General features: G+C 28.6%; 13 protein-coding genes. 9 read left to right on the plus strand and 4 right to left on the minus strand.

Going from position 1 to position 14387, the window contains the following annotated elements:
- Window positions 1-164 precede the first annotated feature (164 nt).
- The 4 genes from ACWYN7_RS01720 to ACWYN7_RS01735 are packed head-to-tail and all read left to right on the plus strand — an operon-like array spanning window position 165 to window position 5346.
- Window positions 165-2351 (plus strand): tetratricopeptide repeat protein, encoded by a 2187-nt coding sequence (locus ACWYN7_RS01720; protein ID WP_462858123.1) that lies wholly within the window; start codon window positions 165-167, stop codon window positions 2349-2351.
- A 38-nt stretch (window positions 2352-2389) separates the two neighbouring features.
- Entirely contained in the window at window positions 2390-3076 is a 687-nt protein-coding gene (gene radC / locus ACWYN7_RS01725; RefSeq protein WP_462858124.1) for a RadC family protein, read from the plus strand.
- 56 nt (window positions 3077-3132) lie between these two features.
- Window positions 3133-4437, plus strand: a complete 1305-nt coding sequence (locus ACWYN7_RS01730) for a polysaccharide deacetylase family protein (protein WP_462858125.1) — start codon at window positions 3133-3135, stop codon at window positions 4435-4437.
- Window positions 4438-5346: a hypothetical protein gene (locus ACWYN7_RS01735; RefSeq protein ID WP_462858126.1), complete on the plus strand. Its 909-nt coding sequence runs from the start codon at window positions 4438-4440 to the stop codon at window positions 5344-5346.
- Here ACWYN7_RS01735 and ACWYN7_RS01740 read toward each other — a convergent pair.
- From ACWYN7_RS01740 to ACWYN7_RS01750, 3 genes are read right to left on the minus strand one after another with little or no spacing between them, the layout of a single operon-like run.
- On the minus strand, window positions 5336-5947 hold the full coding sequence (locus ACWYN7_RS01740; RefSeq protein ID WP_462858127.1) for an acyltransferase: 612 nt from the start codon (window positions 5945-5947) through the stop codon (window positions 5336-5338). The two genes, ACWYN7_RS01735 and ACWYN7_RS01740, sit on opposite strands and share 11 nt — an antisense overlap.
- Window positions 5948-7531 (minus strand): asparagine synthase C-terminal domain-containing protein, encoded by a 1584-nt coding sequence (locus ACWYN7_RS01745; RefSeq protein WP_462858128.1) that lies wholly within the window; start codon window positions 7529-7531, stop codon window positions 5948-5950.
- 1 nt (window position 7532) lies between these two features.
- A complete protein-coding gene (locus ACWYN7_RS01750; protein WP_462858129.1) occupies window positions 7533-8810 on the minus strand; it encodes a lipopolysaccharide biosynthesis protein in 1278 nt (425 codons plus the stop codon).
- Between the two features lie 36 nt (window positions 8811-8846).
- On the opposite strand from ACWYN7_RS01750, the gene ACWYN7_RS01755 reads away from it, so the two are divergent.
- From ACWYN7_RS01755 to ACWYN7_RS01770, 4 genes are all read left to right on the plus strand, one after another.
- Window positions 8847-9533, plus strand: coding sequence for a YjjG family noncanonical pyrimidine nucleotidase (locus ACWYN7_RS01755; RefSeq protein WP_462858130.1), 687 nt, complete (start codon window positions 8847-8849; stop codon window positions 9531-9533).
- 55 nt (window positions 9534-9588) lie between these two features.
- Entirely contained in the window at window positions 9589-10137 is a 549-nt protein-coding gene (locus tag ACWYN7_RS01760; RefSeq protein WP_462858131.1) for a hypothetical protein, read from the plus strand.
- 70 nt (window positions 10138-10207) lie between these two features.
- Window positions 10208-11512: a DUF5723 family protein gene (locus ACWYN7_RS01765; protein ID WP_462858132.1), complete on the plus strand. Its 1305-nt coding sequence runs from the start codon at window positions 10208-10210 to the stop codon at window positions 11510-11512.
- Between the two features lies 1 nt (window position 11513).
- Window positions 11514-12326 carry a hypothetical protein gene (locus ACWYN7_RS01770; RefSeq protein WP_462858134.1) on the plus strand — a complete coding sequence of 271 codons (813 nt, stop codon included), beginning with the start codon at window positions 11514-11516 and terminating at the stop codon, window positions 12324-12326.
- On the opposite strand, the gene ACWYN7_RS01775 is transcribed toward ACWYN7_RS01770, so the two are convergent.
- Window positions 12323-13594, minus strand: a complete 1272-nt coding sequence (locus ACWYN7_RS01775) for a replication-associated recombination protein A (RefSeq protein WP_462858135.1) — start codon at window positions 13592-13594, stop codon at window positions 12323-12325. The two genes, ACWYN7_RS01770 and ACWYN7_RS01775, sit on opposite strands and share 4 nt — an antisense overlap.
- Before the next feature lie 76 nt (window positions 13595-13670).
- On the opposite strand from ACWYN7_RS01775, the gene ACWYN7_RS01780 reads away from it, so the two are divergent.
- The gene (locus ACWYN7_RS01780; RefSeq protein WP_462858136.1) at window positions 13671-14345 is read left to right on the plus strand and encodes a rhomboid family intramembrane serine protease; all 675 of its coding nucleotides are present in this window, start codon (window positions 13671-13673) and stop codon (window positions 14343-14345) included.
- The last annotated feature ends 42 nt before the right edge of the window (window positions 14346-14387 follow it).

Raw genomic sequence — 14387 nt, forward strand, 5'->3', positions numbered from 1 at the left:
ATTTTTTTCGGTTGATTGTAAATGTGCTTTTTATGACAATTGTCTTCTTTTTAAATGAATAGAAATTTTAATTTTACTCATTAATTAACTTTAAGACTCAAATTTTGCTAATAAATCAAAAAAGATTGCCAATAATCTTTAATTGCGTTTTTTTTATTTTGATAATGTTTTCTTGTCAGAAAAAAGAAAAATATAAAGAAGTTGATACTAAGAAGAACGTATTTTTAACAGGAGAAGTAATACCTGATAGTCATTTTTTAGGAGATCAAAAATGCAAAGAATGTCACGAAAATCAATTTAAAGATTGGCAAGGTTCTCATCATGATAAAGCCATGCAAATTGCAGATAGCACTTCTGTTTTGGCAGATTTTAACAATCAGAAATTTACAAGTCAGGGGGTTACTTCAACGTTTTACAAAAAAGGAAAAGATTTTTATGTAAACACAGAAGGGCCAGATGGTAAAAATCACGACTATAAAATAGTATATACTTTTGGCATAACGCCTTTACAGCAATATATTGTTCAGTTTCCAGATGGTCATTATCAATGTTTAAGAACAGCTTGGGATTCTGTTAAAAATAAATGGTTCGATTTATATCCAGATTTTAAAGTAGTGCATTCAGAATGGTTGCATTGGTCTAGAGGAGGTTTAAATTGGAACAATATGTGCGCAGATTGCCATTCTACAAATGTTCGTAAAAATTACGATGTAAAAACACACAGTTATAATACCAAATTTGCCATTATAAATGTGAATTGCGAAGCCTGTCATGGACCAGGAAAACAACATGTTGCAGATGTAGCAAATTTTGGAGATAAATATGAGGCAACTGCTACTTTACAAATGACTACTGAAACTGCGCCTAAAGAATTGGTAGATCAATGTGCACGCTGTCATATGCGTAGAGAGCAATTTTCTAAAGACTTCAATTTTGAAGGTACAATGTTAGATCATTATTACCCGCAATTGTTACAAGACAGAATTTACGAAGCAGATGGTCAGATTTTAGATGAGGTTTATGTTTACGGTTCTTTTACACAGAGTAAAATGTATCAGAATGATGTTACTTGTACCAATTGTCATAATCCTCATTCTTTAAAACTAAAGTTTGATGGTAATAAATTGTGTGCTCAATGTCATGTTCCAGAAAAATACGATACTCCTAAACATCATTTTCATCAACCTAATACAGCATCATCAAAATGTATCAATTGCCACATGACAGGTAAATATTATATGGGTAACGATTTTAGACGCGATCATAGTTTTAGAGTACCAAGACCAGATTTAAGTGTAAAATACGGAACACCAAATGCTTGTTCTGGTTGTCATAAAGACAAAGATGATGTTTGGGCAGCTGCAAGTTTTACAAAATTATTTGGAGCTGTAGACTCTGTACATTATTCAGAAAAATTGGCTCCAGGAATAACTATGGCACCAAATGGACATTTAGGGTTAATTGAGTTGATGCATCAAAAAAAACAACCAGAAATTGTAAGAGCATCTGCTACAAAAGCTTTGTCTAATTACGATGTAGATGCTTTTATTGATGAATTTACAAAACTTTTAAAAGACGAATCTGCCATTGTTAGAGGTGCAAGTGTAGATGTTTTAAGTTTGATAAATAATACAGATTATACAGCCTATTTTTTACCACTTTTAGAAGATCCAAAAAGAAGTATTAGAATTAAAGCATTTTTTGGTTTAGGTACTTTAGATGCAGCATCAATTCCAAAAGCCTATCAAGAAAGTTATCAAAAAGTACAAAATGAATTCTGGACACATATTAATGCAAATTCAGATTTTGTGGGTACAAGAGTTAAAAAGGGCGATTATTTAATTAAACAAGGCAAACTTTTCGAAGCAATAAAAAGCTACGAAAGCGCATTAGCTATTGATGATATTAATAATCAAATTCGAGTAAATTTAGCCACTTTATATTACAATACGCAACAGTTTGATAAAGCCGAAATTACCTATAAAGACATTATAAAACTGCAACCAGATTACGGCCCTGTTTATTATTCTATAGCACTTTTATATGCTGAGCTGAATAGAGTGGATGAAGCTATTGAGCAATTACTAAAAGCCAAAAAAATAATGCCAGAAAATATAAGAGTTTATTATAATTTAGGATTGTTGTATGATAAAAAGCAAGATTTTAAACAAGCAGAAAAAACCATTATTTCTGGTTTAAAAGTAGATCATAATAACGAAAGTTTATTATACGTTTTGGCTTATATGTATAATAAAACCAATCAAAAAGAAAAAGCAAAAAATATTGTGCAAAGGTTGATAGACATTGATCCTAACAACCCACAATACAGAAGTTTTTTAAATCAATTATAGTTTCTTTTCGTTTTTGTATTTTTATAAAAATTGTTTTTATGGAAAAATTAACGATTAAATCTTGGGCTTTAGATGATAGACCTCGCGAAAAATTATTAGCAAAAGGTAAAGCAGCATTGTCTGATGCAGAATTAATTGCCATTTTAATTGGTTCTGGTAATAGAAAAGAAAGCGCAGTAGCTTTGTCTAAAAGAATTTTACAATCTGTAGAAGGTAATATTAATGCTTTGGCAAAATTATCCGTAGAAAAATTAACTGAGTTTAATGGAATTGGAGAGGCAAAAGCCATTGCTATAATTACAGCTTTAGAGTTGGGGAAAAGAAGGCAATTAGAAGCGGCTTTAGAGATCCCAAAAATTACCTGTAGTAAAGATGTTTTTAACATTATGCAACCCGTTATTGGCGATTTTGAACACGAAGAATTTTGGGTGTTATTTTTAAATAATTCTAACAAAGTAATTGCCAAATCTCAAATAAGTAAAGGTGGTTTAACTGCTACAATTGTAGATGTTCGTTTGTTGTTTAAAAGAGCGTTAGAGTTGGCTTGTGTGGGTTTAATTGTTTGTCATAATCACCCCTCAGGTAAATTAGAACCCAGTATTGCAGATAAAAATATGACTCAAAAAATAAAAGAAGCTGGGGTTACTTTAGATATAAAATTGCTAGATCATTTAATAATTACTCAAAAAGCGTATTTTAGCTTTGCAGATGAAGGGATACTTTAAAATTTTAAATAGTATGCAAACTTTATTGCTTTGCAGCATTGCAACTATACCAAAAAATGATATTAGTTTATACACATAAAATTACACCTAGAGTTCGCTATATTTTTAAGCATATTCTTACCAGAACTCTATTGTTTTCTTTAGATTTTACAACTAAAATCGAAGAATTTGTAGCACATAGTGGACCAAAATTATCCTATACAAAAACTCCTTTAGGGGCTGAATTTTTTATTAAAAGCAACGATTTGTTGTTTGAGCAAGGTTTAAATGATGTAGAAATATCGATGAACAAATGGGAAGAAGTTCCTTGTTTTTTTACTACCAATGCAAAATCTTCTATTCCTTTTGATATTTTTGCAGCCAGTTTTTACTTAATTACACGTTACGAAGAATATTTACCACATGTAAAAGATATTCACGGACGTTACACTGCAGAACAAAGTTTGGCGTTTAAAAAAGGTTTTTTAGAAAAACCTGTGGTAGATATTTGGGCGTATAAATTTTTAAAATTATTACAAGAAAAATTTCCTGATTACGATTATAAAACAAGAACGTATAACTTTATTTCTACAGTAGATATAGACAATGCATTTGCATACAAACACAAAAGCTTGGTAAGAAGTGTAGGTGGATTTTTAAATGATTTTTTTCATTTTAAATTGTTAAATGTTTGGACACGATTTGCAGTTACGTTTAATATAAAAGCAGATCCTTTTAATACGTTTGCTAAACTGCTTAGGTTTAAAAAAGATTATAATGTAAAGACGATATTCTTTTTCTTAATAGGCGATTATTCTACTTTTGATACTAATGTTTCTGCATCAAAAGAAAAATATAGATTACTAATTAAAGAAATGGTAGATTATGCAAAAGTTGGTTTGCATCCCTCTTATTTTTCCATGCAAAATGCGGTTAAATTAAAGAAAGAAAAAGAACGATTAGAAAGCATTACAAACACACCTGTAAAAAGGTCTAGACAACATTATTTACGCTTTAGTTTGCCAGAAACGTATCAAAATTTAATAGATTTAGAAATAGAAGAAGATTATTCTATGGGCTATGCCAGTAACGTTGGTTTTAGAGCAAGTACATGTACGCCTTTTTATTTTTACGATTTAGATTTCGAGATTCAAACTCCGTTAAAAATCTTTCCATTTGCTGTTATGGATACTACTTTAAACGATTATATGAAGCTGACTCCAAAGCAATCTTTAGGAAGAATTAGAGATTTAAAAAACGAAGTAAAAGCGGTAAACGGAACTTTTATCACCTTGTTTCATAACGAAAGTTTAAGCGATTATTTACGCTGGAAAGGGTGGAAACGTTTGTACGAATCTATGCTTAAAATTGCCACTTCTTAAATGATAAAATACATTAAAAGAAAGGATTTAGAAGATGATAAATATAATACTTGTATAGAAAATTCAATACAAAGTAGAATCTACGCTTTTTCTTGGTATTTAGATATTGTTTCTGACAATTGGGATGTTTTAGTTTTAGATGATTATAAAGCAGTAATGCCAATTCCTTGGCGTAAAAAAAGAGGAATTAAATATGTGTATCCACCTTTTTGGTTACTAGAATTGGGTGTTTTTACTTCAGATGATTTCATAGATATTTCTAGTTTTTTTAGTGTCCTTTTTACAAAATTTAAGTTTGTAGAATCTAGATTAAATACCGACAATTATAAAAAAGAAAAAGAACCTTTTTTGCTGGATAAGCAAATGCAATTATTACCATTAGAAGATAATTACGAAACTATTTTTAAGAACTTTAGAAAAGATAGACGTAAGGATTTACAGAAAGCAAAAAAAGCAGATTTAATAGAAAACTGGAACGATGATCCTGTTAAATTAATTCAATTATTTAAAGATAATGTTGGTAAAAGAACACCTTATATTGTGGAGAAAGATTATATAACATTACTAAAATTGATTGAAACTTGTATAAGTAAAAGAGTGGGTGAAGTTCTATCGATTTACAATAAAGAGAATAAATTGGTGGCGTCTGGTTTTTTTCTGAAACATAAAAAAAGAATAACTATTTTAGTTTCTTCAACTGACTTTAATAACAGAAAAAACGGAGAAAATACTTTTTTAATAGATAGAGCAATTTATAAATATCAAAAGAAATATAACCTATTTCATTTTGGTGGGTCATCAATGCCTACTATTGCAAAATACTTTTTAAGTTTTGGTGCAGAAACTAAAGAATATCAGCAGATAAAAAATAATAATCTTCCTTTTTTATTAAAATTATTTAAACGTTAGAATTCAAAAAATCTTTAAATGTTTCAGGTATTTTTCGGTTAAAAATTATTTCTGATAAATCTTCAGAATACAGTTTTTTTTGTTTGATTACTTTACAAGGATTACCAACAGCAATAGCATTGCTAGGGATGTTTTTATTTACAAGAGAATTTGCACCAATTATTACATTATTTCCTATAACTACTTCTGGTAAAACAGTGCTATTTGCACCAATCCAAACATTATTGCCTATTTCTATAGGTTTGCCTAAAGTATGTTTTCTTAAATTATCTGACTTATGATTCGATGAAATTATAGCAACTCCAGGGCCAAGTTCAATATTAGATCCAAAAATAATTCCGTTGTTTGCTTGTATATAATTGTTTAAATTATCACCTGGATCACAAAGAATTCCTTTGGTTATTTTTTCTGGAGACAACACTTTAGAGGTAAAATGAACTGGCCATTTTACTTTAGGATTTAATCTAAATAATTTTTGCGGAATTAGATAATGAAAAAACAAAATATAATAAGGTTGATACCCGTATTTTGGCCTATAATATTCAGGATAAAATAAGTTTATAAGCCAACCAAAAAAGAGAAAATCTAGTTTTTTAAACATTTATTTTATCATATTTTTCGAGTTGTAAATATACCATTGTGTAATTATTTCATTATAGTCTTTGTATTTTCTAGCTACTTTTAAATCATTTTTTTTCATAGCCAAAAGCATCTGATTTGTAATTGGCTGATAATTGTTCCAATCGTTTTTTTGCAAAATTTTCTTCTTTATAAAATTAGGCAAAAAAGGTTTTATAATATCTTTTATTTTCTGCGTTTTAATTTTTAGTTCAGTGGGTTGTAATTCACTTTCAAAATATACGTTGTATTTTTTAAAATACTCGTTGATTAAAACGTCATCAAAAAATGTTTTCATCAATTTTAATTCTGCAGGAACCTTTTTAAAGAAATCTAATACTTCTTTATCCCAAAAAGGGAATCTAAATTCATATCCAAAGAAATCATAGAAACTTGCTGAATTAAAAATATATTTTGCAATTTTTTCTTTAATATCAAAATCTTCAAAAACGGAAGCAGGTTTTTTGTCTAAATAATTGGCATCAAAACTCAATAAACCTTGATGTATGTTTTTTTTCAATTCCTTTTTATGACCAACTGATATTAATGAATTAATGATTTTTTTTGATATTATTAAATCTACAATATCATTGTGTTTCAGTTTTTTAGGAATTACTTTAAGATACTGACTACCACCTAACAAATCGCCTGCATAACCAGAAATAAAAACAGCATTAGTTGGTATTAATTGCTGTTCTGTTAAATATTTTACGGCAAAATATTCTTGTAAATTGGGCATAGAAGATAATTTGCCCGAAAATTTAGAAAACTCCTTAAAGTCATCAGAATGCAAATAGTTGTCAATTAAAGCAGCATTATACTCTATAAAATACCATTTAAAACCTAAAGCAGTTGCTGTTCTTTTAGAATTTTTAATTTCGAAACTATCTTTTCTACCATAAGTGTAACAAATTACATTTTTATGTTGGTGTTTTTTTAGCATAGTAGCAATTAATCTCGAGTCAAAGCCGCCACTTAATGGAATTACAATTGTTTTTTGATCTAAAGACTTTACAAGTCTTTTAAAGCTATTTTCGATTGATGAAATTGCTTCTTCTTTTAGCTCAACTAAAGAAGAATTACTTTCTTTTTTTATGCTGTAATTGTAGTAAAATGTTTGTTCTTTAAGTTCATTATTATCAAAAATAAGATATTCACTAGATTGTGTTTGATACACATTTTTTACTAATGTTTTAGTGCCATAAACGTGATTAGAGGCTTTAAGCTCTATTTCTGAAAATGGATCAAATTCAATAGTTTCTAGTTGGGTTTGTAGAAAATAGATGTCATCAGAAAAAAAATATTCTTTTTTATTTTTAGCATAAAATATAGGAAAGCTCCGAGTTATATCATTAATAATTATAAGACTATTATTATCCTTTTTTAAGATGGTAAAAACTCCTGTAACTTTTTTTAAAAACTGCTTAAAACATTTAATGTTTAAGAGGTAATTAAGTGCATTATCTTTTTCGTAAAACAGATCATCAACATAAAAATATCCTTTAAAAGAGATTGTGTTTTTTGTTTGCCATTTAAAGCCACTGTTATGTTTTAAAAAAATATTCATTTTACAAATAGGCTATCTTATTTTCTTTAGATTTATTTAAAAGATAGATAAAAATAAGGATATTAAAAAATATGCCTATACCAGAAAAAAATATTAAAGAAATAATGATATCTTTATAGTAATAGTATCCTAAAAATAAAGCCAAAAACCTAAAAGTTAACAGTAAAGCATCGAAAACTACAATTGTTTTTTGCTTATTTAAAACAATTATTAAAGAGGTTATGGGATTGCTTAAAAAAGCAACAAATAACCAAGGAATTAAAATTCTAGAATACAAACCAACATTTTCCCATTCTGCTCCAAAAAGAGTATCTAAATAAAATGAAACTACTAAAAGTGGTGTAAAAATCAGGAAACTTAGAGGCACTAAATGTTTTGTAGTTTTAAGTACCAAATCGTATAAATTACCATCGCTATTATAAACTTTACTAGCTTTATTATAAAAAACCTGACTTATAGATTGCTGAAAAATACCAACAGGAGCTTTGCAAAATTTCATAGCCAAACCATAAATTCCTGAATTGGCAAGTCCGAAATATTTTGTAATTAAAAACACAGGTAATTCATTAGAAAGGTTGTTGGTTAAATTGATTATGGTGTTAAAAATTGGGATGTCTTTGTACTTTTTTGCTAAAAAAAACATTCTTTTAATAGAAACTTCTTTCAGTAAATTTTTGGAAGTTTTTAAAGATACCTTTATCAAAAAAAAGTTTTGTAACAAATACCCTAACATCATACCTGGTATTAAGCCAATTGAATTTAAACTGCTAAAACCTGTGGCAATTTGTGTGGTACTCATTGCTGAAGACTTTACCAATAATCCTTTAGAAATATTTTTAAACTGATTGGTTCTATTGTTCCAAAAATCAAAAACAGAAACACAACCAAATAAAAATACATTTAAGGGCAAAAAGTAAATAAAATAAGAAAGTTCTACAATGTTAAAAAATGTAGTAATAGCATCTTTAAAAAAAAAGACAATTAAAAATAAAAAACAACAATAACAAGTTAATATTATCAACGAAAAAACCAATAAATTTATAGCATTCTTATCTTTTTTTGGCAAAACTATAGAGTGCTCAAATTGTAATGTGGCTATAGGTTTAAGAATAAGTGTGGTAGAAGAAAATAAGATATAAACTCCAAAAACTTCTGTAGAAAATAATCTTGTTAGTAATAAAATAGACAAGTAAATTATTCCCTGGCTAATAGTAGAACCCGTTATTAACGTTAAAACGTTTTTAACAAACTCTTTTTTTAAAAAAGAAAATAGTTGCATATTACTAACCCATTAGTCTATTCAAATATAAAGTAAATGAAACAGATAAAACACATCTTTTTCGATTTAGATCATACCCTTTGGGATTTCGAAAAAAACTCAGAATTAGCACTACAAAAAGTGTTTAAAAAACAGCAGATTAATATTGATTTAGATGTTTTTTTAGAAGTTTACAAACCCATAAATTTTGATTTTTGGCGATTGTTTAGAAACGAAAAAGTAACCAAAAGCGAACTGAGATATGGTAGACTAAAAAATACTTTTGACGCTCTAAATTATTTTATTTCTGATGATTTGATAAACACAATTGCAAAGGAATACATAGAATTTTTACCAGATTTTAATTATTTGTTTGATGGGACTTTCGAAATTTTAGACTATTTAAAAGACAAATACAAATTACATATTATTACCAATGGTTTTGAAGAAGTGCAATTAAAAAAAATGCAAAGTTCAAAAATTATCAATTATTTTGATGCTATAATAACTTCAGAATCTGTAGGAGCTAAAAAACCAAATCCTAAGGTTTTTAATTATGCATTAGAACGTGCAAAAGCAAAAAAAGAAAACTCTTTAATGATTGGAGATAGTGTAGAAGCAGACATTTTAGGAGCTTTGCATATAGGTATGCACGCCCTTCATTGTAACTTCGAAAACAAAGAAATTGAAAATCAGAAGTTTAAAAGTGTAACTTCTTTATTAGAATTAAAGCAATATCTTTAACTTTAAGTTCGTTATATTGTAGCCTAATATTTTCGAAATTTTCCTAAAGAACTTCATGAAGACTCCTAAAATAATCTATTTTCTATTTACTTTTTTCATTTGTTTATCTTGTGTAGAAAGTTTAGATTTTGATCAATTAGACGATTATGTTGTAGAACCAATTTACACTTCTGCTTTAACATACTTTAAAGTTACGCCTATACAATTTTTTGATGAAAATGGTGTGCAGCAAAACAATAAAGAAGACATTACAGATTTTGTTGCTTTCGAAAATTCTTACTTTAGAAATAATGTAGTTAAAATGGTTTTTAATGCAGAATTTAAAAATGAACTTGATAGAGATGCTCTAATTCAAGTAGATTTTTTAGATGAAAACAACAGAACTGTGTATGATTTTTCTCCAATATTTGTAACCCAAGGTAATACAGATCCACTACCTTATGAAGAAGAAATTGTTATTACTCAGCATCCTAATATATTAAATGCAACTCAAGTTCGGTTTAGAGCTTCTTTAGAAGATACAGGAACCCAAATGAATCCACAAGATACAAGTGAATTTGTGTTTAAGTCTTCTGTAACTTTATATATAGTGTCTGATTTGTAATATGAAACACCTTTTTTCTTTTTTTCTAATTTTATGTTGCTATAAAGCAATAGCGCAAAACAAACAAATCTTGTATAATTTTGCAGAGTTGCCACAAACGCAGTTGTTAAATCCTGCAGCAGAAACCAATTATAAATATTTTGTAGGCATACCTTTACTTTCGGGATTTTCTGCGGATATTGGTAGTACAGGTTTTGTATTAACTGATGTTTTTGCCAAGGATAATCTTAATATTAACGATAAAATTTCATCAACTTTAAATGCTTTAACAACAGAAGATTTTGTAAAAATAAATACTCAGATAGAGGTTTTTAGTGGTGGTTATCGTTTAAATGATAAAATAAACCTGAGTTTTGGTTTTTACGAAGAATTAGATGGAATAGGGTATTATGCCAAAGATGTTTATGATTTGTATAGCCAAGGGAATAGCGCATATTTAAACAGAAGTTTTAGTCTTTCGCAAATTCGATACAAATTAGATGTTTTGGGCGTTTTACATTTTGGAATATCAAAAAAAGTTGATGAAAAATTAACTATTGGTGGTCGTTTTAAAATTTATTCATCAGCATTAAATTTAGAATCGAACAACAATACAGGAACCTTTACAACAGTGGCTGGCACAAATAATTTATACACTCACTACTTTAATAATGTAAATGCTAGTTTTAGAACAGCAGGCCTTATAAATACTGAAACCAACAAATACAATAGAGAAGTAGGCGATTACGTAAAAAATACTTTTTTAGGAGGTAATTTAGGACTAGGTATAGATGTTGGTTTTACGTACAAAACATCTCCTCAATTAGAATTTTCTGGTAGTATTTTAGATTTAGGGTTTATTTCTTACTCTAAAAATGTAAAAACGACTACTGCAGAAGGCGATTTTGTTTTTGACGGTGTTAATTTTCTTTTTGGTGATGATGATGTAAATTATTGGGGAGAAATTGATGAACGTTTTGATGAAGAATTGCCAAGATCAGATAATTACGATGCTTACATTTCTTGGAGACCGACTAAAATAAATGCTGCAGTAAAATATAGTTTTGGGCAGAGAAGAAGCAAAGAGTGTTATGATAATCAGTATAAAGATTTTTATACAGATGCTTTTGGGGTTCAGCTTTTTAGTGTATTTAGGCCTCTTAGACCTCAATTGGCACTTACTGCATTTTACGAAAAATCGTTATCAAACAATATTCACACAAAATTTACGTATACTATAGATGATATTTCTTTTGCTAATTTAGGAGCAGGACTTTCTATGCAATTTGGTAAAGTTAATTTTAACGGAATGTTCGATAATATTTTATCTTACAAAAACCTCTCATCTGCAAATAGCGTATCTTTACAACTAGGTATAAATTTAATATTTAATTAAAATGATAAAAAAAATAAGCTTCACTGTTCTATTATTTATAAGTATTTCTATTTATAGTCAAGATTATAATTTTGACCAATATCAATACATTATTGTTGATGATAAGTTCGAAAATTTAAAACAAGTAGACGAATATCAAACCAGTTCATTAACCAAATTTTTGTTAAAGAAAAAAGGATTTAAAGTTTTTTTAAGTAATGAAACTATTCCTGCAGAAGTTAGTCAAAATAGATGTTTGGCATTGTTTGCAACTGTAAAAGACGTGTCTAATATGCTTTCTACCAAAAGTTATATAGAAATTAAAGATTGCACCAATAAAGTGGTTTATACATCTAAAGTTGGTAGGAGTAAGTTAAAAGATTACAAAAAAGGACATCAAGATGCCATAAGAAAGGCTTACGAATCTATGGAAGATTTTGTATATACGTATAATCCAAATTCAATTTTAACACCTAAAGTAATTCAACCAGCTCAACATTCTGTAAAAGAAGCATCAAAGCCAGTAACAGTTGTGCCTAAAGTTGTTATAACACCGAAAGAAGAAAAAATAATTAAAGTTGATAAACCTGCAAAAGTAGAAATTGTAAAAGCTACTAAACCAGCACCAGTTTTATATGCTCAGCCAAAAAATAACGGATTTCAATTGGTTAATATGAAACCAGAAGTTGTTTTTATTATCTTAAAAACCAATAAAAGTGATGTTTTTATCATTAAAGGTAAAGATGGTACACTTACTAAAAAAGGTGATAATTGGGTTGCAGAATATTATAAAAACGATCAATTAGTAAAAGAAGAATACCTGGTTAAATTCTAATAATTATATTTCGTTTTCCATCTATTTTTTAAAGTTTCTCTAAATTGATTTTCTCGAGAATTGTTACCTGGTTCGTAAATTTTTGTTCCAGAAATTTCATCAGGTAAGAATTCTTGAGCTACAAAGTTATTAGGATAATCGTGCGAATATTTATAGTTTTTGCCATAATCTAAATCCTTCATCAATTTTGTAGGTGCATTTCTTAAATGTAAAGGGATAGATAAATCACCTGTACTTTTAACTAAATTTAAAGCATTGTCTATAGCAAGGTAAGATGCGTTACTTTTTGGTGAGTTTGCCAAATACACAGCACACTGACTTAAAATTATTCTAGATTCTGGATTACCAATAACAGAAACAGCCTGAAAGGTATTTGTTGCTAAAATTAAAGCGGTTGGGTTTGCATTACCAATATCTTCGGATGCAGAAATTAATAACCTTCTTGCAATAAATTTTACATCTTCACCACCTTCAATCATCCTTGCTAACCAATACACAGCCCCATTAGGATCGCTACCACGTATCGATTTTATAAATGCAGAAATAATATCATAATGCTGTTCTCCAGTTTTGTCGTATCGAACTGTATTTTTCTGTATTTTTTCTAAAACGAGTTTGTTGGTAATTTCAATTTCATCATCACTAGAAACTAACAATTCGAAAATATTTAGCAGTTTTCGAGCATCGCCACTAGAAACTTGTAAAAGTGCATCTGTTTCTAAAAGTGTAATTTTTTTGGTTGATAAAATTTCGTCTTTTTCCATTGCTCTATGCAACAAAGCAACCAAGTCATTTTTATCAAAAGAATTTAAAATGTAAACCTGACAGCGAGAAAGTAGGGCAGGAATCACCTCGAAACTCGGATTTTCTGTGGTAGCCCCAATTAACGTAACCCAACCTTTTTCTACTGCTCCTAAAAGCGAATCTTGTTGCGATTTGCTAAATCTATGAATCTCATCAATAAATAATATAGGATTTTTTGTGGTAAACAATCCTCCACTTTTTTTTGCTTTTTCTATAACTTCTCTTACATCTTTTACGCCAGAACTTATGGCGCTTAAAGTGTAAAAAGGTCTGTTAGATTCTTTAGCAATAATGTTTGCAAGGGTGGTTTTTCCAATTCCTGGAGGCCCCCATAATATTAAAGAAGGTATAATGCCTTGTTTAATTAAATTGGTTAAAACACCATTTTTACCTACCAAATGCTGTTGACTAATATAATCATCGAGCATTTTAGGTCTTATTCTTTCTGCCAAAGGTTCATTCATGGTGTAAAAATAATAAAGAATTCTGACAGAATTTGCAAAATTAGTATTTGGTTAGATTATTGTTATTTTTATTTTGATGAAAGAAGAGAATCAACTTAAAATATCAAAATCAATTTTTCTAGTGCCAGTTGTATATGTGGTGACTATTTGGTTTATTTATTGGGTAGAAATTCAATTTAATTTCAATTTTAATAAATTAGGTGTTTATCCTAGAAGTTTGTCTGGTTTTAAAGGTGTTTTTCTAACGCATTTTATACATAGCAATGCCAGTCATCTGTTTAATAATTCCATTCCATTGTTCGTGCTTTTAACCAGTCTTTTTTATTTTTATAAAGAAGTTGCACTTCGAGTTTTGCTTTTTGGAGGATTTTTTACAGGGTTTTTAACTTGGTGTATTGCTCGAGAATCTTATCATATAGGTGCAAGCGGAATTGTGTATTTGTTGTTTAGTTTTGTATTTTTTAGTGGAATGATAAAAAAACATTTTAGGTTGGTAGCACTGTCTTTAATTATAATTTTTCTCTATGGAAGTATGATTTGGTATGTTTTGCCAATAAAAGAAGGCATGTCTTGGGAAGGGCATTTATCAGGTTTTCTTGTAGGATTAGTTTTTGCTTTTTTATTTAAAAATAAAGGAATTGTTAAACAAGAACATCAATTTACAGAAACTGAGTTTGATACTATGTTTGATGAAAATGGAAATTTTGTTCCGCCAGTTTTAGAGGAGGAAAACGAAAAAATAGAAGAGTAGTACTAAAAAAAGGACATCTTAATTGATGTCCTTTCTGTTTTT

The sequence above is a fragment of the Polaribacter sp. M10 genome (genome assembly GCF_054968445.1).